At 71.3% G+C, this 23,333-nt stretch carries 21 protein-coding genes; 11 read left to right on the forward strand and 10 right to left on the reverse strand.

The window, feature by feature from the left end:
• Window positions 1-171: 171 nt before the first annotated feature.
• The 3 genes from N1031_RS11565 to N1031_RS11575 all read right to left on the reverse strand — a co-directional run bounded on the left by N1031_RS11565 (window position 172) and on the right by N1031_RS11575 (window position 2,168).
• Entirely contained in the window at window positions 172-606 is a 435-nt protein-coding gene (locus N1031_RS11565; RefSeq protein ID WP_259479790.1) for a hypothetical protein, read from the reverse strand.
• Window positions 607-681: 75 nt separating this feature from the next.
• On the reverse strand, window positions 682-1,452 hold the full coding sequence (locus N1031_RS11570; RefSeq protein ID WP_259479791.1) for an SDR family NAD(P)-dependent oxidoreductase: 771 nt from the start codon (window positions 1,450-1,452) through the stop codon (window positions 682-684).
• 65 nt (window positions 1,453-1,517) lie between these two features.
• Complete coding sequence (locus N1031_RS11575) at window positions 1,518-2,168, reverse strand: pyridoxine/pyridoxamine 5'-phosphate oxidase (protein ID WP_259479792.1); 651 nt, start codon at window positions 2,166-2,168, stop codon at window positions 1,518-1,520.
• 245 nt (window positions 2,169-2,413) lie between these two features.
• Between N1031_RS11575 and N1031_RS11580 the strand changes: the two genes are divergently transcribed.
• The 6 genes from N1031_RS11580 to N1031_RS11605 are packed head-to-tail and all read left to right on the forward strand — an operon-like array spanning window position 2,414 to window position 8,645.
• Window positions 2,414-3,526, forward strand: a complete 1,113-nt coding sequence (locus N1031_RS11580) for an ABC transporter substrate-binding protein (RefSeq protein WP_259479793.1) — start codon at window positions 2,414-2,416, stop codon at window positions 3,524-3,526.
• Entirely contained in the window at window positions 3,523-4,596 is a 1,074-nt protein-coding gene (locus tag N1031_RS11585) for a zinc-binding dehydrogenase (protein WP_259479794.1), read from the forward strand. Before N1031_RS11580 ends, N1031_RS11585 begins: the two co-directional genes overlap by 4 nt.
• Before the next feature lie 10 nt (window positions 4,597-4,606).
• Window positions 4,607-5,401, forward strand: coding sequence for an ABC transporter ATP-binding protein (locus tag N1031_RS11590; protein ID WP_259479795.1), 795 nt, complete (start codon window positions 4,607-4,609; stop codon window positions 5,399-5,401).
• Window positions 5,398-6,183 carry an ABC transporter permease gene (locus N1031_RS11595; protein ID WP_259479796.1) on the forward strand — a complete coding sequence of 262 codons (786 nt, stop codon included), beginning with the start codon at window positions 5,398-5,400 and terminating at the stop codon, window positions 6,181-6,183. Before N1031_RS11590 ends, N1031_RS11595 begins: the two co-directional genes overlap by 4 nt.
• 4 nt (window positions 6,184-6,187) lie before the next feature.
• Window positions 6,188-7,234: a LacI family DNA-binding transcriptional regulator gene (locus N1031_RS11600; RefSeq protein ID WP_259479797.1), complete on the forward strand. Its 1,047-nt coding sequence runs from the start codon at window positions 6,188-6,190 to the stop codon at window positions 7,232-7,234.
• Window positions 7,235-7,286: 52 nt separating this feature from the next.
• A complete protein-coding gene (locus N1031_RS11605; protein WP_259479798.1) occupies window positions 7,287-8,645 on the forward strand; it encodes an NtaA/DmoA family FMN-dependent monooxygenase in 1,359 nt (452 codons plus the stop codon).
• A gap of 18 nt (window positions 8,646-8,663) precedes the next feature.
• Here N1031_RS11605 and N1031_RS11610 read toward each other — a convergent pair whose 3' ends face one another.
• From N1031_RS11610 to N1031_RS11630, 5 genes are all read right to left on the reverse strand, one after another.
• Window positions 8,664-9,383 carry an esterase/lipase family protein gene (locus tag N1031_RS11610; protein ID WP_259479799.1) on the reverse strand — a complete coding sequence of 240 codons (720 nt, stop codon included), beginning with the start codon at window positions 9,381-9,383 and terminating at the stop codon, window positions 8,664-8,666.
• Window positions 9,384-9,442: 59 nt separating this feature from the next.
• The gene (locus tag N1031_RS11615; protein WP_259479800.1) at window positions 9,443-11,215 is read right to left on the reverse strand and encodes a dipeptide ABC transporter ATP-binding protein; all 1,773 of its coding nucleotides are present in this window, start codon (window positions 11,213-11,215) and stop codon (window positions 9,443-9,445) included.
• Window positions 11,212-12,039 (reverse strand): ABC transporter permease, encoded by an 828-nt coding sequence (locus N1031_RS11620; RefSeq protein WP_259479887.1) that lies wholly within the window; start codon window positions 12,037-12,039, stop codon window positions 11,212-11,214. The genes N1031_RS11615 and N1031_RS11620 overlap by 4 nt, the downstream gene beginning before the upstream one ends.
• Before the next feature lie 123 nt (window positions 12,040-12,162).
• Entirely contained in the window at window positions 12,163-13,092 is a 930-nt protein-coding gene (locus N1031_RS11625; RefSeq protein WP_259479888.1) for an ABC transporter permease, read from the reverse strand.
• Between the two features lie 64 nt (window positions 13,093-13,156).
• Window positions 13,157-14,815 carry an ABC transporter substrate-binding protein gene (locus N1031_RS11630; protein WP_259479801.1) on the reverse strand — a complete coding sequence of 553 codons (1,659 nt, stop codon included), beginning with the start codon at window positions 14,813-14,815 and terminating at the stop codon, window positions 13,157-13,159.
• Window positions 14,816-14,976: 161 nt separating this feature from the next.
• On the opposite strand from N1031_RS11630, the gene N1031_RS11635 reads away from it, so the two are divergent.
• From N1031_RS11635 to N1031_RS11650, 4 genes are all read left to right on the forward strand, one after another.
• A complete protein-coding gene (locus N1031_RS11635) occupies window positions 14,977-15,570 on the forward strand; it encodes a TetR family transcriptional regulator (protein ID WP_259479802.1) in 594 nt (197 codons plus the stop codon).
• A gap of 295 nt (window positions 15,571-15,865) precedes the next feature.
• Window positions 15,866-19,255, forward strand: a complete 3,390-nt coding sequence (gene ileS, locus N1031_RS11640; protein ID WP_259479803.1) for an isoleucine--tRNA ligase — start codon at window positions 15,866-15,868, stop codon at window positions 19,253-19,255.
• The gene (locus tag N1031_RS11645; protein ID WP_259479804.1) at window positions 19,248-20,813 is read left to right on the forward strand and encodes a bifunctional folylpolyglutamate synthase/dihydrofolate synthase; all 1,566 of its coding nucleotides are present in this window, start codon (window positions 19,248-19,250) and stop codon (window positions 20,811-20,813) included. Before ileS ends, N1031_RS11645 begins: the two co-directional genes overlap by 8 nt.
• Window positions 20,810-21,187, forward strand: coding sequence for a DUF4233 domain-containing protein (locus tag N1031_RS11650; protein WP_259479805.1), 378 nt, complete (start codon window positions 20,810-20,812; stop codon window positions 21,185-21,187). Before N1031_RS11645 ends, N1031_RS11650 begins: the two co-directional genes overlap by 4 nt.
• Window positions 21,188-21,205: 18 nt before the next feature.
• Here N1031_RS11650 and N1031_RS11655 read toward each other — a convergent pair whose 3' ends face one another.
• Complete coding sequence (locus N1031_RS11655; protein WP_375163634.1) at window positions 21,206-21,967, reverse strand: dienelactone hydrolase family protein; 762 nt, start codon at window positions 21,965-21,967, stop codon at window positions 21,206-21,208.
• An 86-nt stretch (window positions 21,968-22,053) separates the two neighbouring features.
• Between N1031_RS11655 and ndk the strand changes: the two genes are divergently transcribed.
• On the forward strand, window positions 22,054-22,476 hold the full coding sequence (gene ndk / locus N1031_RS11660; RefSeq protein ID WP_259479806.1) for a nucleoside-diphosphate kinase: 423 nt from the start codon (window positions 22,054-22,056) through the stop codon (window positions 22,474-22,476).
• A 40-nt stretch (window positions 22,477-22,516) separates the two neighbouring features.
• Here the strand turns inward: ndk and N1031_RS11665 are convergent, their stop codons facing one another.
• The gene (locus tag N1031_RS11665; protein WP_259479807.1) at window positions 22,517-23,131 is read right to left on the reverse strand and encodes a vitamin K epoxide reductase family protein; all 615 of its coding nucleotides are present in this window, start codon (window positions 23,129-23,131) and stop codon (window positions 22,517-22,519) included.
• Between the last annotated feature and the right edge of the window lie 202 nt (window positions 23,132-23,333).

Raw genomic sequence — 23,333 nt, forward strand, 5'->3', positions numbered from 1 at the left:
TCGAGCCTCTCCTCCGTGTGCGTGGCCCCGGCGTGCGCCGAGGCAGTGTGCGTGGCCCCGGCGTGCGCCGAAGCAGGAGGCGGAGAGCGTGCGATGCGAACCGTGGTTGCGTCGCGGAGTCCGACCTGGGTGAGAGTGTACCGGATGCGCGGGTGCCGCGGCCGGGTGAGCTCAGGGCGCGGGCAGCGGCTCGACCACCGGCCGGCCGGCGCCGTCGTCGAGAACCACGAAGACGGCGACGCCCAAGTCGCGAGCGGCGGCCGAGAGCCACCCCCGGCGCGCCAGGATGGCCGCGACCGTCGGGCTCACGCAGAGCACGGCCCGCGCATCCGGCACCAGGGCCTGCCGCACCCACACCAGCTTGAACAGGTCGGCGGCGACCTTGTTGCGCAGGGCCGAGCGCATCGCCCCGCCGTTCAGGACGAACTGGGCGATCACCGACCCTGCGACGTCCATCGCCTCCACCTCCACCGAGGTGCCGTCGGCGAGCGTGAGCCGCCGCCCGTGCAGCGAGACGCCGAGCCGGGTGCCGAGCGCGGAGGAGGCGACCGCCTCGGGCGTGTCCGGCCCGAAGCGGTCGCTGCCGCTCTCCTGCACCTCGGTCATGCGTGCATCCCGGTCATGCGCTCCATTGAAGCATCCGCACGTCAGCGCATGAACACACTCAGTGCATGAACACACTCAGTGCATGATCATGCCCCCGGTGATGTTCACCGCCTGCCCCGTGAGGTAGGAGCCGTCGTCGGAGGCCAGGAACAGCGCGAGCCCCGCCACGTCGTCGGGGGTGCCGAGCCGCCCGAGGGGGGAGTAGCTCGACCACAGCGCCACCTTCTCCTCGGTGCGCGTCGCCGCGCCCATCTCGGTGAGCACGTAGCCGGGGCAGAGCGCGTTGGCACGGATGCCGTGCTCCCCCAGCTCGAGCGCGGTCACCCGCGTGAGCGCGATCACCGCCGACTTCGACGCCGCATACGCCACCTGCCCGGCCCCGCCGCTCTTGCCCGCCATGGAGGCGAGGTTGACGATCGCCCCGCCGTGACCGGCCTCGATCATGGCGCGCGCCACCACCTGCGTGGTGAGCAGCATCGACCGGGTGTTGATGGAGAGCGAGCGGTCCCACACCTCGGGCGTGGTCTCCAGCACCGAGGCGAACTCGAGCACGCCGGCGTTGTTCACCAGCACGTCGACGCCGCCGAGCGCCGCGATCGCCGCTCCCGTCGCCGACTGCGTGCTCTCCACGTCGGCGAGGTCGACCTCGCCGAACCAGGCGCCGATCGACTCCGCCTTGGCGAGCCCGGGCTCGCTCAACCGGTCGAGGATGGCGACCGAGGCCCCCTCGGCGGCGAAGCGCTCCGCCGTGCGGGCGCCGATGCCGCGGGCGCCGCCGGTGACGAGAACGCGCTTGCCGACGAACCGGGGGCCGTGCGGGGGAAGGGGAGTGGAGGAAAGGGTCACCGGAATCTCCGATTCGTGGTTCATGGGTGCAGGGCTGGTGGAGGAGGGAGAGATGAAGTCGGCGCTCATGCCTGGATCGCGCCGTGCGTCCACGCGCCGTCGTGCCAGGCGTAGTGCAGCCGCCGGTTGAGCGCCTCGGGGTTGCCCTCCCAGAAGGTCACGGCATCGGGCACGATCCTGAACCAGCGCCAGTACTCCGGCCGCTCCACCGGCTCGTCGGAGGCCATGAGCGCCGAGAAGCGCCCGAGCTGCTCCGCCTCGTCGTCGAGCGGCAGCCCGTGGAACGACACCGTGCGCGACACCTGCACGCCACGGGCCTCCTCGGCGAAGCGCGCGTCGCACTCCGCGTCGTCGGCCTCCACCACGCGCCCGGTCACGTTCACCGACTGGGCGGTCTCGCGCCAGTACAGCGACACGGCCGCGCGTCCGGTAGCCCGCATCTCGACGCCCTTGCGGCTGCCGAAGTTGGTGGTGAACAGCAGGGCGTCCTCCTCCACGTCGAGCAGCTGCACCGTGCGGCTCGAGGGCACACCGTCGGCGGAGGCGGTGGCGAGCGTGACGTAGAACGGCTCGACGGCGTCGCGGGCCACGACGCCCTCGATCCAGTCGGAGAGAAGGGCGAGCGGATGCGCGGGGGCGGTGCCCGCATCCAGCCGCGCCGAGTCGGCGGGGGTGGCCGGGAACGCCACGCGAGGGTCGAGTGTCGAGGGTGGCACGAGGGTCTCCAATCGTGGGCACAGCGGTGCCCGGCACCAGGATGCCAGTCCGCCTCCTCGCCGGAAGGACGCTTTCTAAACGTTTTACATGCTCGTAATAAATCGATTTAGATTGCGACTCGGGCTGTTGCTAGTGTTCCGAACACGCGCTCCCTCACCGAGCACCATCACGGGCACGCAGGTTCCACACAACCCCACACATCAGTCAGCCCGGTCATCCCCGGCCGCCTCCTGGAAGGTCCCGAATGTCACCCGCACAGCTCCTCAAGACCAAACCGCTCGCCGCGCTCGCGGTGACCGCCGCATCCGCCCTCGTGCTCGCCGGCTGCTCCAGCGACTCCAGCGCCACCGAGTCGAGCACCCCCGCCGCCGGCAGCGACCTCATCAGCGCCGAGCGCTGCGCCGAGAACGAGGCCGCGGGCCCCATCACGTTCCTCACCTCGTTCGCGTACGCGGCCTCGGTCGGCATCCTCGACGTCGTCACCGCCAAGGAGCAGGGCCTCTTCGAGGATCTCTGCCTCGACGTCACCATCGAGCCCGGCTCCACCAACGCCCAGCTCGTGAGCGCCGGCACCGCGCAGTTCGCCGGTCTCGGCAGCCCCTCCGACGTGCTCGTCGCCCTCGACAACGGCGCCGACATCTCGGGCATCGCCACCTACGGCAACACCGTCGCCATCACCCTCATGACCAACACCGACGGCGGCCCCGCCTCGTTCGAGGACTTCGCGGGCCTCACCGCCGGGTACAAGGGCGCCATCCCGCCCCAGGTCTCGGCGATGTTCCTCGAGGAGGGCGTCGACCCCACCACCATCAACTGGGTCTCGGTGGGCTACGACCCGACCATCCTCCCCAACGGCCAGGTGCAGGCCCTCACCGGCTACAAGTCCAACGAACCGCTCGCGCTGGCCTCGATGGGCTACGACATCACGCAGTGGGACCCGGCGGAGTACGGCATCGAGTCGGCCTTCAACACCCAGATCGTGAACAACACCTTCGCCGAGGAGCACCCGACCGCGGTCGAGGACTTCCTGCGCGCGAGCTTCTACGCCTACAACTGGATCAACGAGTCCGACGCCAACCTCGACGAGGCGCTCGGCTACGCGGAGGCCCTCTCCGACGCCGGCTACGACCTCGAGGCGAGCAAGGCCCGCTGGCAGACCGAGGTGGGACTGGTCGAGGACAGCCGTCCCGCCGACATGCCGCTCGGCGGCGAGAGCGTCGCCCAGTGGACCCCCGAGGCCGACATGCTCGTGCAGTTCGAGCTGGTGACCGCGGAGCCCGACGTGGAGTCGGCCATCAACACCACGTTCGTCGACGCGATCTACGACGGCACCGAGCTCATCTGGCCTGCTCCGTGAGAGCTTGGCTCCAGACCGGCTTCGGCGGGCCGGAGGTGCGGCGACTCTCGGAGGTCGCCGCACCCTCCCCGGCCGCCGACGAGGTGATCGTGCGCGTGCTCGCGTTCGCGCTCAACCGCCTCGACGTGCTGCAGCGCCACGAGCCCGTGGTGCCCGGCATGGCCGTGCCCCACGTGGCGGGCATGGACTTCGTCGGCGAGATCGTGGCGGCCGGGGCGGATGCGCTCCGGCCGCTGGTCGGCAGCGTCGCGCTGATCGACCCGGTCGTCAGCTGCGGTCACTGCGAGTACTGCCTCGCCGAGACCCCCACCTACTGCGCCATCTTCCAGACCATCGGGTCGACGCGCGACGGAGGCATGGCCGAGTTCGTGGCCGTGCCGGCCCGCAACTGCTCCGTGGTCGAGGTCGCGGCCGACGACCGCGACACCCTCGCCCGCCTGGCCGCCGTGCCGGTGGCCGGCGCCACCGCCTGGCGCGGGCTCCTCAGCGCCGGCAAGCTGCAGGCGGGGGAGACCGTGGTCATTCCCGGTGCGGGCTCGGGCCTCGGTGCCGCGGGCATCCAGATCGCCCTCGCCCAGGGCGCCGAGGTGTTCACCCTGGTCTCCGGCGAGGCCAAGCGCCTGCTCGCCGAGACCTCGGGTGCCCAGCACGTGATCGACCGCTCGACCGGCGACTGGGTGGAGAAGGTGCGCGAGCTCACCGGCGGCAAGGGCGTCGACCTGGTCTGGGACCACGTCGGCGGCCGATTCGTGGGGCAGGCCCTCCGCGCCACCCGCACCGGCGGACGCGTGGTGCTCTCCGGCACCACCGACGGACTCGACACCGTGCTGCACCTGCCCGACCTCTACCAGCCGGGCCGCAGCATCATCGGCCACGGCAGCTACAGCCGCGCCGACATGGCCTCCGCGGTCGCCGCCTTCGCCGGCGGCTCGTTCGAGGTGGTCATCGACAGCGTGTGGCCGTTCGAGCAGCTGCCCGAGGCCGAGGCCAAGCTGGAGTCGAACGACTTCTACGGCAAGATCGTGGTGCTCGGGCCCTCGTTCTCCCTCGTTCCCGAGACCACCCCCTAGGAAGGGCAGCATGACCGACACCATCTCGCTCTCGGGCGTAGGCCGCACCTACACCCGTGGCAAGAAGGAGGTGCAGGCGCTCACGGGCGTCGACCTCACCATCCGCCAGGGGGAGTTCATCACCCTGTTCGGGCCCTCCGGATGCGGCAAGTCGACATTGCTGCGCCTCATCGCCGGGCTCGACACCCAGACCACGGGCGAGATCTCGGTGTTCGGCTCCACGCCCAAGAAGGCCTCGGCGAGCAAGGACATCGCCTGGATCCCGCAGTCGTCGGCCCTCCTGCCGTGGCTGGACATCAAGGCCAACGCCTCGCTCTCGAGCGTCATCAACAAGCGAGCCGACCGCTCGGGCAGCACCACGCGCAGCCCGGAGGACGCGGTCGGCGTGCTCTCCGAGGTCGGCCTGGCCGACTTCCTCGGCTCCCGCCCTGACCAGCTCTCCGGCGGCATGCGTCAGCGCGCCTCCATCGCCCGCGGCTTCGCCCAGGGCGCGCCGCTCATGCTCATGGACGAGCCGTTCTCGGCACTCGACGAGCTCACTCGCGACACCCTGCGCATCCGGTTGCTGGAGCTGTGGGAGCACCACAAGAAGACCATCGTGTTCGTCACCCACTCCGCGCAGGAGGCCGTGCTGCTCTCCGACCGCGTGGTGGTGATGAGCCCGCGGCCCGGGCGCATCAAAGAGGTCGTCGACGTCGACCTGCCCCGCCCGCGCACCTGGGAGCTCACCGAGACGCCGGAGTTCACGGCGAAGGTGGCCGAGGTCAAACAGATCCTCTGGAGCGCCTGGGAGGGTGACGAATGAGCACCGGAACACTCACACGCCCTCGTCGGGGCCTGCTCTCGTCGCGGGCCGGTGGCACCGCGCTCACGATCATCGCGCCCCTGGTGCTGTTCGTGCTGCTGGCACTCGCCTGGCAGTGGGCGGCGGCCACTTTCAAGAGCGTGCTGCCCCCGCTGCAGAACGTGTTCGAAGACATCGCCTCACGCCCCGACTTCTACCTCGAGAACCTGCTCGTCACGCTCGAGGCGGCGATGCTCGGTTTCGCGATCGGCGTCGTGGTGGCGCTGCTGCTCGCGGCGGCCATCGTGCACTTCCGCTTTCTGCGGGCCGCCATCATGCCGCTGGCGCTGCTGCTGAACGTCACTCCGATCGTGGCCATCGCGCCCGCCCTCGTGGTGGCGTTCGGGTTCAACGAGATCCCGCACATCATCGTGGCGGCGCTCTCGGCGTTCTTCCCCACGCTCATCAACTCGATCACCGGTCTCCGCGCGGTCGATCCGCAGGCGCTGGAGGTGTTCGACGCCATGTCGGCGTCGAAGCTCGAGATCTTCTTCCGGCTGCGGGTGCCCTCGAGCCTGCCCTACCTGTTCGCGGGCGCGAGACTCTCGGTCACGGCGGCCATGATCGGTGCCGTGGTGTCGGAGTTCACCGGCTCGAGCAAGGGCATCGGTGCCGTGATCGTCATGGCCACCACCTACCTCAACCTCTCGCAGATGTGGGCCGCGATCTTCTTCTCGGCCGTCACCACGCTCATCCTGCTCGGCATCGTCGGACTCGTGGAGCGACTCGTGGTGCGCTGGTAGGGTCATGACCATCAAGGGTCCCGTCACGCTCAAAGACGTCGCGGAGCACGCGAACGTCAGCGTGGCGACGGCGAGCAACGCGCTCACCGGGGCGCGCAAGGTGAGCGCGTCGTCGGTGGAGAAGGTGCTGCGCTCGGTGGCCGAGCTCGGCTACCGGCCCAACGAGGTCGCGCGATCGCTGCGCACGGGAGCGCGGCCCGGTCTGCCCGCGACGGTCGGGCTGCACAACGCCATCGGGCTGGTCATCCCCGACGTCACGAACCCGTTCTGGGCGGGCATGGTGAGCGTCATCGAGCGGCTCGCCGACGAGGCGGGTTTCCGGGTCTCGCTCGGCAACACCGGGTTCGATCCCGAGCGCGAGGTGGCGACGGTGGAGCGCATCGCGAAGTCGGTCGACGGCATCCTGCTGTTCTCCACCAATCCCGACGCCGACACGGTGCGGCCGCTGCTCGAACTGGGGATGCCCGTGGTGGCGGTCGACGAGGCGTTCGACCTGCCGGGACTCGCGGGCGTCTACTCCGACAACCGCGGGGGCGGCCGGCTCGCGGCCGAGCACCTGGTCGACTCGGGCGGCACCGTGTTCGGCGTGCTCGAAGGTCCGGGCACGCTCACCACGGCCGCCGAGCGCTCGAGCGGCTTCGTGGAGGGACTCGTGGCACGGGGGGTCGACCCCGCGAACATCCACCGCGTCATCGCGCCGTACTCCTTCGAGGGCGGCCGCGACGGCGTGCGGCGCATGCTAGCCCTGCATCCCGACGTCGACGCGCTCTTCGCCTGCACCGACAACCAGGCGATCGGCGCCGTGTTCGAGGCGCACGACCTCGGGCGCGTGGTGCCCGACGACCTGCTGGTGTGCGGTTTCGACGACATCAGCTGGTCGTCGCGCATCACGCCCACCGTCACCACGCTGCGGCAGGACGCGGCCGGCATGGCCAGGCACGCGTTCGAGATGCTCGTCGAACTGGTGGGGCAGGCCGGCGAGCCGCGGGTCTCGGTGTTCCCGGTGGAGCTCGTGGAACGGGACTCGACGCGCCGCGTTACGAGTATGTAAAACGATTTAGATTTGGCCGTCGCGGGCCCGGCCGGTCGGCCATGCTGGAGGTATGGCGAAACCTCTAGCTCTCGGTGTGTTCGAGATCCTCACTCCGTCCAACGGTGTTCCCACCTGGCGTCACCCGCACGGTCGCGGCGACCGCTACGGCAGCCCGGCGTACTGGGCGGGGCTCGCGAAGACCCTCGACGCGGCGGGGTTCGACTTCATCCTGTTCGCCGACAGCTACGGCTACCCGCAGATCGACGGCGAGGTGCCCGACGAGGTGCTGAGCCACGGCATCCTGTTCCCCGGCTACGACCCGATGCTGCTCGTGAGCGCCCTCTCGCAGGCCGCGCCGTCGCTCGGCGTGGTGGTCACCTCCTCCACCTCGCTCGAGCAGCCGCTGCCCACCGCGCGGCGCTTCGCCACCCTCGACGCCTTCACGAACGGCCACATCGGCTGGAACGTCGTCACCGGGAGCACCGCGCAGGTCACCGAGGGGCTCTTCGGCATCACGCACTTCGACCACGACACGCGCTACGACGTAGCCGACGAGTTCGTCGACCTCACCCGCTCGCTGCTCGAAGACGTGTGGGACGACGACGCGGTCGTGTTCGACAAGGAGTCGAACACCCTCGTCGACCCGTCCCGCGTGCATCCGCTCGCCTATCGGGGCGAGCACTTCTCCAGCCACGGCCTGTTCAAGGTGCCGCCGGGGCCGCAGCGCACGCCGGTGCTCTTCCAGGCCGGCATGTCCGGGCGCGGACGCGACTTCGGGGCGCGCAACGCCGAGGCCATGTTCATCCAGGGGCAGACCGCGGCGCAGGCGGCGGAGGCTTCCGCCGACATCCGGGCCCGGGTCGTGGCGGCGGGGCGCGACGCGCACGACCTGCGCATCATCAGCGGCGTGACCGTCACCGTGGCGCCCACCCGCGACGAGGCGCTCGCGAAGCGGCGTGAGCTCGAGGAGCTGTTCTCGATGGACGACGCCGCCGTGCTGTTCGCCGGCTTCACCGGCATCGACCTGCGCGCCCTCGACCGCTCGATGCGCATCGATGACATCGCCGACACCAACCAGGGCCACACCCCCCTCGACCGCTACCGCTCGGTGCCCGGCGTGGAGACGGTGCAGGACGTGCTCGACGCGTTCCGCGTGCAGGAGCGCGGCTTCGTCATCACCGGGTCGCCGCGCGAGGTGGCGGAGGAGATGATCGAGACGGCGTCGATCGCCGACCTCGACGGCTACCTGCTCGAGCCCACCTTCGGCGACACCACCGCCTACGAGGAGTTCATCGAGCTCGTGCTGCCCGAGCTGAAGGCGCTGGGAGCCTGGGAGGAGCCCGACCGGTCGCTCACGCTGCGCGAGCGGCTCGGATTCCCGGGGGCGCACGCCGGGTTCCGGCCCTCGTCGAAGAACCTCGAGGGGTAGAGCCGCGACGGTGCGCCGTCAGGAGGCCCGCGCGACGGCGGTCGCCAGCGTGAGCGGATGCCGTAGCACCGCGAAGTGCCCCGCGATCGGCAGACGCACGTTGACGGCGCCCGGCAGCTCGCTGCCCTCCGGCACGATCGGGTCGTCGCGGCCGTACACCGAGGTGATGCGCGAGTTCACCTCGCGCTCGGCGGCGAGCATCGCCGTCACCGGGTCGGCCGCCCTGAAGGCGCGCAGCGTGCGGTTCGGCGCCCAGTTCGCGTAGCGGCTGCCGGCGAAGGGTGTCGCGATGGCGACGAGATCCCGGATGCGCGCGGCCGGGTCGAGCCGCAGCATCGCGTACTTCGCGATGAGGCCGCCCTTGCTGTGCGCCACCACGGTCACGTCGTCGAGGCGGTAGCGGTCGAGCTGAGCGGCGAGGTGGTCTGCGCCGTCGGTCACCGGTCGGCGGTTGCGTCCGAGGCCCGCGAGCACGTGGACGGGGTGCCCGGCCTCCTGGAGGGCGTCGATCACGGGCCGCATGAAGTACCACGCCTCGTACACCCCGGGAATGACGACGCACGGCCGCCCCCGCCCCACGAGAAAGCGCCGCGTGTCGAGCCCCGACACCGTGCCGGCCATCCCCGCCACCTGCAGCTCGGCGGCGGCCCGCCAGTCCCTCGCCCACTCCCGCACACTCGTGCGTGGCCCGATCGCCTCGTCAGCCCGCCCCGCGCATCCCACCCCTCCAGCTTGCACCCTCGCCGGCTCACCTCGCCGTGGCTCCGGACGCACCGGCACCGCCGGGTCGGTTTCAGCTAGCTGTGCGAGAGCGTGGGCGCTGCAGCGAGCAGGGAGCGAGTGAGCGGATGCTCGGGATGCTCGAACACGGTCGCGGCGGGTCCCTCCTCCACGATGCGGCCGGAACCCATCACCGCGATGCGGTCGCTCATGTGGCGCACCACGCCGAGGTCGTGCGAGATGAAGAGGTACGCGATGCCGTGTTCCCGCTGCAGGCGGTCGAGCAGGTCGAGGATCTGCGCCTGCACCGACACGTCCAGCGCCGACACCGGCTCGTCGAGCACGAGCACCCGCGGCCGGCGGGCGAGCGCCCGTGCGATCGAGACCCGTTGACGCTGCCCGCCCGAGAGCTCGCGGGGCCGTCGGCGTGCGAGCTCGGGGGAGAGGTCGACCTCCCGCAGCAGTTCCGCCACGCCGTCGGCGCCGCCGAGCGCGTCGGTGAGGATCGACCCGACCGTGAGCCGCGGGTCGAACGACGACAGCGCGTCTTGGTAGACCGCCCCCAGCTGCGCACGCCGAGGTCGCCGAAGGCTCTCGCGGCCGGGCACCCACGGCAGGCCACCGAGCTCGACGACTCCCGCATCCGGGGCGTCGAGCCCCAGCACGATCCGGGCGAGCGTCGTCTTGCCCGACCCCGACTCGCCCACGAGCCCCAGCGTGGTGCCGGTCCGCAGCTCGAGCGACACCTCGTCGACCGCCACCCGATCCCCGAACCGCTTCGTCACACCCCGCACCACGAGCGCTGCGCTGGGTTCACCAGCGGCGCGCGCGGGGGGTGATGCGGTGCTGGGTGCGGGTGACGCGGCGACGGCGTGCGCGGGTGGTGCGCCGGGCGCGCGGTCCGGCAGGGGCGGCGCAGGAGGCGAGGTGCGGATTGCATCGACAGCGGGCGCAGCGGGCTCAGCAGACACCGACAGTCGCACGCCGCGGGGCACGCCGGCGGGCACGGCGCGCAGGAGCTGTTTCGTGTAGTCGTGCTGGGGGTCGCCGAGCACGCGTTCCACCGGGCCCGACTCCACCACGCGTCCGCTGCGCATGACGAGCACCTCGTCGGCCAGGCGCGACACCACCGCGAGATCGTGGCTGATGAACAGCAGCCCCGTACCCCGCGCCACCACCTCCTCGAACAGCGACAGAATCTGCGCCTGCACCGTCGTGTCGAGCGCCGTCGTGGGTTCGTCGGCGATGAGCAGCCCGGGCGACGCGGCCAGCGCCGAGGCGATGAGCGCGCGCTGGCGCAGACCTCCCGAGAGCTCGCCGGAGCGCTGGCCGATGCGCTCCGCCGGCGACGGCATCCCGACCGATTCGAGCAGCTCGAGCACGCGCTCGCGCCGGGCCCCCGCCGACAGCGGCGTGTGCAGCCGCAGCGCGTCGCCGATCTCGCGGCCGATGGGGCGCAGCGGGTCGAGCGACACGAGCGCGTCCTGCAGCACGAGCCCCACCTGAGCGCCCCGGATGCGCCGCCACTCCGGCGCGGGCAGCCCCCGCCGCGTTCCGTCGGCCCGGATCACCCCGAGCACGGATGCGCCGCTCACCTCGAGCGCCTCGGCCGCCACCCACGAGCCCCGCCCGGTGAGTCCCACCACGGTGCGGGCCGTGACCGACTTGCCCGAACCGGACTCCCCGACGAGCGCGACCGTGCGCCCGGCCCGCACCTCGAACGACACGCCTTCTACCACGGCACCCGCACGTGCCGCCGCTCGCCCGAATCCCACCGCGAGGTTCTCCACCCGCAGCAGCGGCGCATCCTGGGGTGAGCCGGCCGCCGCGACCCCACTCATCCCGCTCATCGCACCTCCCTCCGTTGCAGCAGCCGCCCGAGCACCGTCGTCGCCGCCGCGCTCAGCACGATCGCGAGGCCGGGGAAGAACGTCATCCACCACGCCGTCGCCAGGTAGTTCTTGCCCGCGAACAGCATCGCGCCCCACTCCGCGGCGGGCGGTTCGGCGCCGAGGCCCAGGTAGCTGAGCGCCGCCGCCCACACGATCGCCTGCCCCACCCCGAGGGTGACGAGCACGAACACCGGCACCACGGCGTTGGGCAGGATGTGCCGCCCCAGGATGCGTGCCCGCGACCGCCCGAGCACCACGGCGGCCTCGACGTAGGGTGCCCCCGCCACCGAGCGCGCCTGCGCGCGGATGATGCGCGCGTAGCCGGGTGCGGTCGCGAGCCCGACCGCGATCGTGCTGGTCACGACCCCGGGGCCGTAGACCGTGATGACGAGCAGCGCGAGCAACAGGCCGGGAAAGGCGAACAGCACCTCGAGCAGCCGGCTCACGGCGAAGTCGACCACGCGGCCGAGGAGGGCGGCGGCGAGTCCGAGCACGAGGGCCAGGCCGATGCCGATCGCGGTGGCGGCGACGCCGATGACGAGCGAGGGCGCCGCTCCGTGCACCACGCGGGTGTAGATGTCGCGGCCCGACTCGTCGGTACCGAACGGATGCCCCCAGCGTGGCGAGAGGAACGCCTCGGCCGGGGCGATGGCGAACGGGTCGCCCGGCGCGAGCACCGAGGGCGCCAGCGCGGCGACCAGCAGCAGCACCACGACGGCCAGCGCCACCCACTGCACCGGCCCGAGCAGCCGGGCACCCCGGCGTGGCGCCCGGGTGAGCATCACGGCCGTCACGACGCACCCCGAGTCACGAGGGCGCCCGCCCGCGCACCATGGGCAGCCCGCTCGGCCGTCACGACGCACCCCGCATCGGGAGCGTCCCCGCCAGCCCCGCCAGCCGCGCCATCACGACGCACTCCGCAACCGCGGATCGGCGATGCGGGAGACCGCATCCGTCAGCACCGTCACCACCACGTACCCGAGCGCCACCACGAGCACCACGCCCACCACGAGCGGCACGTCGCGCAGCTGTACCGCGTTCAGCAGGGTGCGCCCCAACCCGGGGCGGGCGAAGATCGTCTCCACCACCACCGCGCCCGAGATGAGCCAGCCGAACGCCCAGCCCGACAGCGCGATCCCGGGCAGCGCGCCGTGCCGCAGCACGTGCCGCCAGCGCACCCCGCCCTCGCTCTCGCCGCGAGCCCGCGCCGACAGCACGAACGGCGCCTCGAGCGCGTCGAGCACCGACTCGCGCATCACCTGCCCCAGAAAGCCGGCCAGCGGCAGGGCGAGCGTGAGCACGGGCAGCACCAGCCCGGCCGGCCCCGGCGTCGAGACCGCGGGCAGCCACCTGAGCGTGGTGCTGAACACGAGCACGAGCACCATGGCGAGCCAGAAGTGCGGCACCGCGGCCGCCACGATCTCGAGCGCCGACCCCACGGCGGCGGCCACGCGCCCTCCGCGGGTCGACCACACCGCGAGCCCGAGCGCTATCACCCACGCCACCGCGAGCGAGAGCGCCGCCAGCAGCAGTGTTCCGCCGATCTGCGCCCCGATGATCTCGGCCACCGGCTGCCGCAGCGAGTACGACGAGCCGAGGTCGCCCGTGCCGAGCCGCCCGAGGTAGCGCAGGTACTGCACCCACACCGGCTGATCGAGCCCGTACTCCGCCCGCACCGCGGCCAGCGCCTCGGCGCTCGCCTGCGATCCCGGCCCTCCGAGGACGGCCTGGGCGGGGTCGCCCGGAATGAGCCTCAGCCCGAAGAAGGTCAGCGTGGCGGCGGCCCACAGCACGAACACGCCGCCGGCCACCCCCCACGCCGCCTTCACGAGCATCCGTCTCACCGCGCGGCGACCCTGGTTCTCAGCGCGCCACCGAGCTCGCCGCTGCTCAGGCAGCTCACCCCGCGATCCACGCGTCGCCGAAGTACGGGATCTGCAGTGTCGGCAGCAGCGACAGCCCCTGCACCCGGTCGGAGTACCCGATCTTCGACAGGTGGTCGTACAGCGGCAGCACGTACGCCCCTTCGGCCAGGATGCGCTGCGCCTCCTCGTAGAGCGCCTCCCGCTCGGCGGGGTCTGACGTCTCGCCGGCCTCGGTGAGCGCCGCGTCGAGCTCGGGGATCGAGACGTGCGAGTGGTTCGGGTGGTACCCGCTCGGCGCCGGCTGGATGTTGTCGGAGTGGTACAGGATGCGCAGCACGTCGGGCGAGTTCTTGGTGTAGATGGCGCTCGTCACCCCGAAGTCCCACGCGGCCAGTGCCCCGTACCAGCTGGAGAGGTCGAGCGGGTGCAGCTCCACGTCGAAGCCCACCGCCTTGGTGGTCTCCTTGATCTGCTCGAACAGCGACACCTCGGCCGGGATGGACTGGTTGGTCGAGATGGGGAAGTCGACCGTGAGGCGCTCGCCGTCCTTGGTGCGGTAACCGTCGGCGTCCCGCGAGGTCCAGCCGGCCTCGTCGAGCAGCCGGTTCGCCTCGTCGGCGTCGATGGCGTACTCGCTCTCGAACGAGGCACCGTAGGGGGTGGAGCTCGACAGCACCGAGTACGAGCGGTCGACCGTGCCGAAGAACAGGCTCTGGATGCCCGGGTTCACGTCGGCCGACTTGATGAACGCCTTGCGCACCCGCTCGTCGTCGAACGGCGCGTACCCCGAGTTCAGCTCGAGGCGGATGGAGGCCCCGGGCAGTGCGCCCGTGAGCACCCCGAACCCGGAGCCCTCGGCCGAGGCGGCCACCACGTCGGCGGGCTGCATCTCGTCGATCACGTCGACCTCGCCCGACTGCAGCGCCGCGAAGCGGGTGGCGGGGTCGGGGATGAAGCGCCACACGATCTCGTCGAGGTAGGCCGGGCCCTCGTGAGCCGCTCCGGCGGGGGAGGAGGTGTAGTCGTCGTTGCGGGTGAGCAGCACGTGGTCCTGCTTCACCCACTCGCTGAACACGAACGGCCCGGTGCCGATCGGGCCGGCGCAGTTGGCGTCCATGCCCCGCGCGAGCCCCGCGGGCGACTCCATCGCCAGCCAGGTCTGCGCCAGCGACTCCTGCAGCGCGCTGTCGGGCTCCGAGAGGTGGAAGCGCGCGGTGAGCGGGTCGGCCGCCTCCACCGAGGCCACCTTGCCGAGCGCGAGGATGGCGGTCGACGACGCGGTGTCGGGGTCTTGCATGTGCTCGATGTTGGCCACCACGGCGTCGGCGTCGAACGGCGTGCCGTCGGTGAACGAGATGCCGTCGCGCAGCGCCACGTCGACCGTGAGCCCGTCGTCCGACACGGTGGCTCCGGATGCGAGCCACGGCACGATCGCGCCCGTCTCGTCTTGCGAGAACAGCGACTCGAGCACGTTCGTGCCCACGAGGGCCTGCGGCATGTTGCCGCCCACGTGCGGGTCGAGGCAGGTGGGCTCGCCGAACCCGGTGGCGTAGGTGAGGGTGCCGCCCGACACGGGGGTGGCGGGCGCGGAGGCCTCGGGGGCGGCGGCGGAGCAGCCCGCGAGCACGAGCGCCGAGGCGGTGACGAGGGAGGCGATCGCGGTGAGGCGGCGTGCGGGCACAGGGGTGGGCATGAGCGTCCTGTCTGCTGTGGGAGGGTGGTGATCGACGTCGATCGTGAAGAGTGCAATTCTTGTACTGCGTCTAACTATTCCGCATCCGAGTATTCCACATCCGCGAGCCCGCACTCGCGACCCGCATCGTCCCGCACCCGTGACCCCCAGGAGGTGACAGCTTGGCCGGACGGCCCCGCGCATCCTCGCAGCCCATGCTCGAGGAGGCGGCTTCCGAGCTCTTTCTCGAGCAGGGCTACGCGCGCACCACGGTGGAGCAGATCGCCCAGCGCGCGGGCGTGAGCCGTGCCACCTTCTTCAACTACTTCCCGGCGAAGAGCGACCTGCTCTGGGTGGAGCTCGACGCGAGCCTGCGCACGCTCACCGCGGCGCTCGCCTCCACCCCCGCATCCGTCGCCCCGCTCGACGGCGTCGCCGGGGCGCTCGCCGCCACCGCCGCGGCCTTCCGCGCTGCGCAGGCGCCGCTCGTGCTCACCCAGTGGCAGGCCATGGGCATCGACGAAGAGCTGCGCGCCGCGGGTCTGGCCCGCGCGCTCGCCCACGCCGACGCCATCGAGCTCTTCCTCGCGGTGCGTCTCGGTGGCGACCGGTCCGCTCTCGCCCGGGCCGTCGCGCTGGCCGTCGTCGGCGCGGCCGCGGCGGCCGTGGGGCAGTGGGCGGCGGACGGCCCTGGCCGCGGCGAGCTCGCCGGCTATCTCGAGCGCACCGCGGGGCCCGTGCTCGACGGATTCCGCCGCAGCCTCGCCGCGGCGTGACCCGGCTCCGGCCGCCCGGTCACGCCTTCTATCAGGTACACTTCTGAGCTACATGGCGTCGAACCGGCAATCACCGGTGAGCCTCCGGAAGAACAGCGGCCAGCACCACCGGCCGCCCAGTAGAACCGGGCGGGTGGGCCCGTCACAGCCCGTGAACGAGCGGCCAGTCGCTCCGGATGCGCGGTGAGCGCCCCGGGGCCGGCGGGCAAGCGAGGTGGTACCGCGGTGGCGGGGCGCGAGCCCGGCGGCCGTCCTCGTGGAACAGGCAGCAGCACATCCGCCGTCCAGGAGCATCATGACGTACCCCAAAGACTCAGACGACTTCTCCACTGTCGTCCCTTCGCCCAGCTTCCCCGAGGTCGAGCAGGGGGTGCTCGCGTTCTGGAAGGCCGACGACACCTTCCGCGAGTCGATCCGCCACCGCGAGGGCGCCCCGGAGTGGGTGTTCTACGACGGCCCGCCCTTCGCCAACGGCCTGCCGCACTACGGGCACCTGCTCACGGGCTACGCCAAAGACGTCTTCCCGCGCTTCCAGACCATGCGCGGCAAGAAGGTCGACCGTCGTTTCGGCTGGGACACCCACGGTCTCCCCGCCGAGCTCGAGGCGATGAAGCAGCTCGGCATCACCGAGAAGAGCCAGATCGAGGAGATGGGCGTCGAGGTCTTCAACGCCGCGAGCCGTCGGTCGGTGCTGCAGTACACGAAGGAGTGGCAGGAGTACGTCACCCGCCAGGCCCGCTGGGTGGACTTCGACAACGACTACAAGACGCTCGACATCACCTTCATGGAGAGCGTGCTGTGGGCCTTCAAGCAGCTGCACGGCAAGGGCCTCGCCTACGAGGGCTACCGCGTGCTGCCCTACTGCTGGAAAGACGAGACCCCGCTCTCCAACCACGAGCTGCGCATGGACGACGACGTCTACAAGATGCGGCAGGACCAGACCGTCACGGTCACCTTCCCCCTCGTCGGCTCCCGGGCCGAGGCCCTCGGCCTCACCGGTGTGCGGGCCCTGGCCTGGACGACCACGCCCTGGACCCTGCCGACCAACATGGCCCTCGCGGTCGGTCCCGACATCGTCTACGCCGTACTGCCCGGTCTCGGCGACGAGTTGCACGAGGCCGAGTTCTTGCTCGCCCGCGACCTCGTGGGCGGGTACGCGAAAGACCTCGGCTACGGTTCCGCCGAGGAGGCGGTCGCCGCGATCTCGCGCACCGTCACGGGCCGGCAGCTGGAGGGTGTCGCCTATGACCGCCTGTGGGACCACTACGCCGACACCGAGAAGTGGGGCACGCAGAACGCCTGGCAGATCCTCGTGGCCGACTACGTCTCCACCACCGACGGCACCGGCATCGTGCACCAGGCGCCCGCCTACGGTGAAGAAGACCAGAAGGTCTGCGAGGCGGCGGGCATCCCCGTCATCATCTCGGTCGACGACGGCGGCCGGTTCCTCTCCACCGTGCCCGAGGTCGAGGGCCTGCAGGTCTTCGACGCCAACAAGCCGCTCACCCAGCTGCTCAAGGCCCAGGGCCGGCTCATCCGCCAGGCCAGCTACGAGCACAGCTACCCGCACTGCTGGCGCTGCCGCAACCCGCTCATCTACAAGGCGGTCTCGAGCTGGTTCGTGCGCGTCACCACGATCCGCGACCGCATGGAGGAGCTCAACCAGCAGATCGACTGGGTGCCCGAGAACGTCAAGGACGGGCAGTTCGGCAAGTGGGTGGCCGGTGCCCGCGACTGGTCGATCTCGCGCAACCGCTACTGGGGCTCGCCCATCCCGATCTGGAAGAGCGACGACCCCGAGTACCCGCGGGTCGACGTGTACGGCTCGCTCGCCGAGCTCGAGGCCGACTTCGGCCGCCTGCCGCTGAACCGCGACGGCGAGCCCGACCTGCACCGCCCGTTCATCGACGAGCTCACCCGGCCCAACCCCGACGACCCCACGGGGAAGAGCACCATGCGCCGCATCCCCGACGTGTTCGATGTGTGGTTCGACTCGGGCTCGATGCCGTTCGCGCAGGTGCACTACCCGTTCGAGAACGAGGACTGGTTCGCCACCCACAGCCCCGCCGACTTCATCGTGGAGTACATCGGGCAGACCCGCGGCTGGTTCTACGTCATGCACGTGCTCTCCACCGCGCTGTTCGACCGGCCGGCGTTCACGAACGTCATCAGCCACGGCATCGTGCTGGGCTCCGACGGGCAGAAGATGTCGAAGTCGCTGCGCAACTACCCCGACGTCTCCGAGGTCTTCGACCGCGACGGCTCGGATGCGATGCGCTGGTTCCTCATGTCGTCGTCGGTGCTGCGGGGCGGCAACCTCGTGGTGACCGAGGAGGGCATCCGTCAGGGCGTGCGCGAGCTGCTGCTGCCGCTGTGGAGCACGTATTACTTCTTCACCCTGTACGCCAACAGCGCGGCACCCGGGGGGTATGACGCCACGTGGCGCACCGACTCCACCGACGTGCTCGACCGCTACCTGCTCGCCAAGACGCGCGAACTCGTGCAGTCGGTCACGGCCGACCTCGAGGGCCTGGATGCGACGCTCGCCTCGGCGAAGCTGCGCGACTTCGCCGATGTGCTCACGAACTGGTACGTGCGCCGCTCGCGCGACCGCTTCTGGTCGGGCGACGACCGCGACGCCTTCGACACCCTGTTCACCGTGCTCGAGACGGTCACCCGGGTGGCGGCCCCGCTCATCCCGCTCGTCTCCGACGCCATGTGGAAGGGGCTCACGGGCGGGCGCAGCGTGCACCTCACCGACTGGCCCGACCAGAACCGCTTCCCGGCCGATCCCGGCCTGGTGCACACGATGGACGCGGTGCGCTCCATCTCGTCGACCGTGCTGTCGCTCCGCAAGCTCAACGGACTGCGCGTGCGCCTGCCCCTGGCCGAGCTCACGGTGGTCGCCGACGGTGCGGACTCGCTGGCGCAGTTCGAGGGCATCCTGCGCGACGAGCTCAACGTGAAGCGCGTGCGCGTGGTGGAGCAGAACGCCACGAGCGCGGCCGAGTTCGGCATCACCTCGAAGCTCACCGTGAACGCGCGTGTGGCGGGGCCCCGCCTCGGCAAGGGCGTGCAGAAGGCGATCCAGGCGGCGCGTACCGGTGACTGGAACGAGGCGAACGGTGTCGTGACCGCCGGGGGTGTGGAGCTGCTGCAGGGCGAGTACGAGCTCGTGCTGGAGGCCTCGCTCGACGAGGCCGACGCCGCCGGGCGGTCCAGCGCGCTGGCGCTGCTGCCGGGTGGCGGTTTCGTGCTGCTCGACACCACCCTCACCCCGGCGCTCGAGGCCGAGGGTCTGGCGCGCGACGTCATCCGGGCGGTTCAGGATGCGCGTAAGTCGGCCGGTTTCGAGGTGTCGGACCGCATCGCGCTCGAGCTGGTGTTCTTCGACGACGCCGATGCGGAGGCCGTGCGGGCAGCGGGCCCTGGTGGCTTCGGCGCTTCGGGCGGAGCCGGCGCGGTCGACATCGCGGGGGAGACCCTCGCGACCGATTTCGCCGTGTTCTCGCCCGCCGCGACCCCGGCGCTCGAGGGCTACCGCGAGGTGCTGCCGTCGGAGTGGCTGGGTGCGGTGACCGGGCACACGCCCGACCACCTCGCGCGGGTGAAGGCCGGCAAGTACGCCAACGCGGGCGAGTTCGTCATCGCGGTGACCAAGAAGGCGGTGAGCCGCGATGTCTGACGGCTTCTTCGGCGGCGACTTCGGGCCGCCGGCAGACGACCCCGACGAGGAGCGCGCGCGCTCGGGCGAGTTCGGCGACGACGAGTTCGGTGCCGGTGAGTTCGGTGCGGGTGAATTCGGCGCCGTCGGTCTCGACGCCCCCGACGAGTTCGTCGAGGAGGGCGACGCGGTCTACGCGGCCCTGCTCGGGCGTCTCGGCGAGGCGGCCCCGCAGCCTCGACTCTCGGCCACACGGCGCGTCGTCGAGCTGCTGGGCGACCCCCACCGGGCCTACCCGATCATCCATGTCACGGGCACGAACGGCAAGACCTCCACGAGCCGCATCACCGAGAGCATCCTGCGGGCCTACGGCCTCCGCACCGGCCTGTTCACGAGCCCCCACCTCACGCGGCTGAACGAGCGCATCGTCATCGACGGCAGGCCCATCACCAACGAGGCGCTGGCGGCGAACTGGCGCGACATCGAGCCCTTCCTCGAGCTCGTCGACGCCGAGCTCACCGGGGCGGGCGAGCCTCGGCTGACCTTCTTCGAGGCGCTCACCGTGCTCGCGTTCGCGTCGTTCGCCGAGGCGCCGGTCGACGTGGCCGTGATCGAGGTCGGGATGGGCGGGGAGTGGGACTCCACGAACGTCGGCGACGGGCAGGTGGCGGTGTTCACGCCCATCTCGCTCGACCACACGGCACGGCTCGGCAACACCGTCGCCGAGATCGCGCGCACCAAGTCGGGAATCGTCAAGCCCGCCGCGCAGGTGGTGACCGCGGTGCAGCCGCCCGAGGCCCTGGCCGAGCTCGAGCGGGCCGCAGAGCTGACCGAGTCGACCATCGCGGTCGAGGGAGCGGCCTTCCGGCTGGAGTCGTCGGCGGTCGCCGTGGGCGGTCAGCTGGTCACGATCAAGGGGCTCGCGGGCCGCTACGAGGAGCTCTTCCTGCCGCTGTACGGCACCCACCAGGGCCACAACGCCGCGGTGGCCGTGGCGGCGGTGGAGTCGTTCCTCGGCGGCGGGTCGCAGGCGCTCTCCGAGGAGGTGCTCACGGAGGGGCTCGCCACCGTCACCTCGCCGGGCCGGCTGCAGCTCGTGGGCACGGAGCCGACCGTGCTGGTCGACGCCGCGCACAACCCCGGGGGCGCGCTCGTGCTGGCCGAGGCGATCGGCGAGTACTTCTCCTTCGGCAAGGTGATCGCCGTCGTGGCGGTGCTGGCCGACAAAGACGTGAGCGGCATCATCCGGGCGCTCGACCCCGTGGTCGACGAGTTCGTCGTGACCAGCTCGTCGTCCGACCGCGCCATCGACCCCGACGAGCTCGCCTCCGCCGTGGTGGCGGTGGCGGGTGCCGACCGGGTCGTGGTGGAGGTCGAGCTGCGCGACGCGCTGCAGACGGCGCGGGAGCTGGCGGCCGACGCGGAGCAGGGCGCGGTGCTCGTGACCGGGTCGATCACGCTGGTCGGCGAGGTGATCGCGCTGGCGGCCGAGGAGGGCTGGAAGCCCGAGGAGGGTTCGGGCGGCAACGGCGCGGGCGGCGACGGCTTCGGCGGCGGCGCGCCGGAGGACGAGCGATGAGGAGCGGCTCGGTGCGGCAGAGCCTCGCCGCGATCGTGCTCGGCTTCGAGTCGATCATGATGTTCTTCGCGGCGCTCGTCATCTTCGGGCTCAAGGCGCTGCCGGCGCCGTTCGCCCTGGGCGGGGGAGCGGCGCTCTGCATCCTCCTCATCGCGACCATCCCGCTGCTGCGCTTCCGCTGGGGATACTGGCTCGGCTGGGGCCTGCAGGCCGTCATCGTCGCGGCGTGCTTCCTGGTGCCGATGCTCGCGATCGTCGCCGTCATCTTCATCGGCCTGTGGGTGTACTCCATGGTGAAGGGCGCCCAGATCGACCGTGAGAAGGCGGCCCTCGCCGCCGCGGAGGCCGAGACCGAGGCCCCGAGCGAGGCCTGAGCCGGTGACTTCCCTCGCTCAGTCGCCCGCCGTGCCGAGATGCCGGGCGAAGAAGCGTACGGCGTCCTCGCCCGCGAACGGCGGCACGCCCGTGTGGCCACCCATGTTGGCGTAGAGCGTCTTCTCCGTCGAGGCGAAGGCGTCGAACAGGTCGAGGGCCATCTGCCGGTCGTTGCCCTCGTCGTCCCACTGCAGGAGCACGTGCAGCGGAATCGTCACCCGCCGCGCCTCCGCCATGGTCTCGCGCGGCACATAACTCCCGGCGAAGAGGCCGGCCGCGACGATCCGCGGGTCGACCGCGGCCAGGCGCACCCCGATTGCGATCACCCCGCCGGAGAACCCGACCCGCTCACCGATCTCGGGAAGCACCAGGAGTTCGTCGAGCGTGGACTGCCACTCCGGCACCGCCCGGTCGACGAGGGGGAGGATCAGTCGATCGACGACGTCCTCCCCGGGCCGCTCGCCCCGGGCGAGAGCGGTGCGGAGGTCCGCTCGCGCCTGCTCCGCGCCGGGCAGCGCGGCCCGCTCGCCCGCACCTGGCGGCTCGATGCAGACGGAGGCGAAGCCGTACGCCGCCGAGTTGCGGGCTCGCGCCACCAGGCGCGGGTACATCCGCCGCATCCCGAACCCTCCGGGTTGCCCCATCAGGATGAGGGGAACCGGCGCGGACGGAGACGCCGCCGCCGGCGTCCAGAGAATGCCGGAGGTCTCACCGAGGGTGAATCCGCGCTCGGTGACGCCCGCGTCGAGGCTCTTTTCAGAGGTGAAGTGCATGGTCATGCCTTTCGCCACCGTACCAGCGTCAGGTGGCGCAGAGGTGAGGTGGCGCAGACGTGGGCAGACGCGGGCCGGTAGGCTGGACGACCGTGACCACCTACGTCGAAGAAACCCTCGTCCTCGTCAAGCCCGACGGCGTCGCCCGCAACCTCACCGGCGAGATCCTCCGCCGCATCGAGGCGAAGGGGTACCAGCTCGTCGACATCAAGCTCATCGAGCCCGAGCGAGAGCTGCTCGCCGAGCACTACGCCGAGCACCAGGGCAAGCCCTTCTACGAGCCGCTGGTCGAGTTCATGGAGTCCGGACCCATCGTGGCGCTCCGCATCGCGGGCAACCGCGTCATCGAGGGCTTCCGCTCGCTGGCCGGCACCACCGACCCCACCACCGCGGCCCCCGGCACCATCCGCGGCGACCTCGCCCGCGACTGGGGCCTCGCCGTGCAGCAGAACCTCGTGCACGGCAGCGACTCGCCCGAGTCCGCCGCCCGCGAGCTCGCCCTCTGGTTCGCCTGACCCGCGCATCCCGCCTGGCTGACCCGGTGGGTGCACCGGGTCAGAGCGTGCGGAGGATGGTGGTGATGGCGTCGAGGCGGAGCTGGGCCATCACGACGACCGCGAGGTAGCTGAGGAGCACGAGGGTCCAGACCCAGGGGTAGACGGTGCGGGCGATCTCGCGGCTGGCACCCCGGTTGCCGAAGTGGCCCTCCTTGAGGTTGTACGCCGTGACGTACCAGAACAGCGGGATGACGACGCTCCACACGAGCATGCAGTAGGGGCACAGCGTGCCCAGCACGAAGATCGACTGGATCATCAGCCAGATCACGAACCACAGCGCCAGCGCGATGCCGAGGTTGAAGAGCACCCAGAACCACTTCGCGAAGCGGGCGCCCGCGAGCAGTGCCATGCCCACGACGATGGGGGCGACGAAGGCCGCCACGCCGATGACCGGGTTGGGGAAGCCGAACAGGGACCCCTGCGGGCTCGCCATGTTGGGCCCGCAGGTGACCAGCGGTGAGATGTTGCAGCTGGGCACGTAGCTCGGGTCGATGAGCGTCTGGATGCGCTCCAGAGTGAGGTCGAACGACGCCCACCAGCCGAGCGCGCCCGCCACGACGAGGAAGATCGCGAGCGCGAGGGGGCGCCTGGTGCGGGTCGGAGCGGGGGTCACGTTCGGATTATTGCACGGTGCCCTCACGAGCAATCTGAGAATGCGTGCGATAATCGGTCTCGAAGACTTGTCGGGCACCGACCCGATTCGAGCACCCCGTGTGCTCACAGACAGAGCGATCCGGGTGGGCATGACGCCCACGCGGCGCATGGAGCTAGAGATCGACGAGGTGGGCCGCGCAGCGTGAACCGCTGAGAGGCGC

This window comes from Herbiconiux moechotypicola, from assembly GCF_024979255.1.
GTDB classification, from domain to species: Bacteria; Actinomycetota; Actinomycetes; order Actinomycetales; family Microbacteriaceae; genus Herbiconiux; species Herbiconiux moechotypicola.

Excerpts from the sequence above, each read along its gene's own strand:
- N1031_RS11565 (WP_259479790.1), bottom strand. The coding sequence starts at position 606 with ATGACCGAGGTGCAGGAGAGCGGCAGCGACCGCTTCGGGCCGGACACG.
- N1031_RS11580 (WP_259479793.1), top strand. The coding sequence starts at position 2,414 with ATGTCACCCGCACAGCTCCTCAAGACCAAACCGCTCGCCGCGCTCGCG.
- N1031_RS11590 (WP_259479795.1), top strand. The coding sequence starts at position 4,607 with ATGACCGACACCATCTCGCTCTCGGGCGTAGGCCGCACCTACACCCGT.
- N1031_RS11595 (WP_259479796.1), top strand. The coding sequence starts at position 5,398 with ATGAGCACCGGAACACTCACACGCCCTCGTCGGGGCCTGCTCTCGTCG.
- N1031_RS11600 (WP_259479797.1), top strand. The coding sequence starts at position 6,188 with ATGACCATCAAGGGTCCCGTCACGCTCAAAGACGTCGCGGAGCACGCG.
- N1031_RS11605 (WP_259479798.1), top strand. The coding sequence starts at position 7,287 with ATGGCGAAACCTCTAGCTCTCGGTGTGTTCGAGATCCTCACTCCGTCC.
- N1031_RS11615 (WP_259479800.1), bottom strand. The coding sequence starts at position 11,215 with ATGAGCGGGATGAGTGGGGTCGCGGCGGCCGGCTCACCCCAGGATGCG.
- N1031_RS11620 (WP_259479887.1), bottom strand. The coding sequence starts at position 12,039 with ATGCTCACCCGGGCGCCACGCCGGGGTGCCCGGCTGCTCGGGCCGGTG.
- N1031_RS11625 (WP_259479888.1), bottom strand. The coding sequence starts at position 13,092 with ATGCTCGTGAAGGCGGCGTGGGGGGTGGCCGGCGGCGTGTTCGTGCTG.
- N1031_RS11630 (WP_259479801.1), bottom strand. The coding sequence starts at position 14,815 with ATGCCCACCCCTGTGCCCGCACGCCGCCTCACCGCGATCGCCTCCCTC.
- ileS (WP_259479803.1), top strand. The coding sequence starts at position 15,866 with ATGACGTACCCCAAAGACTCAGACGACTTCTCCACTGTCGTCCCTTCG.
- N1031_RS11645 (WP_259479804.1), top strand. The coding sequence starts at position 19,248 with ATGTCTGACGGCTTCTTCGGCGGCGACTTCGGGCCGCCGGCAGACGAC.
- N1031_RS11650 (WP_259479805.1), top strand. The coding sequence starts at position 20,810 with ATGAGGAGCGGCTCGGTGCGGCAGAGCCTCGCCGCGATCGTGCTCGGC.
- N1031_RS11655 (WP_375163634.1), bottom strand. The coding sequence starts at position 21,967 with ATGACCATGCACTTCACCTCTGAAAAGAGCCTCGACGCGGGCGTCACC.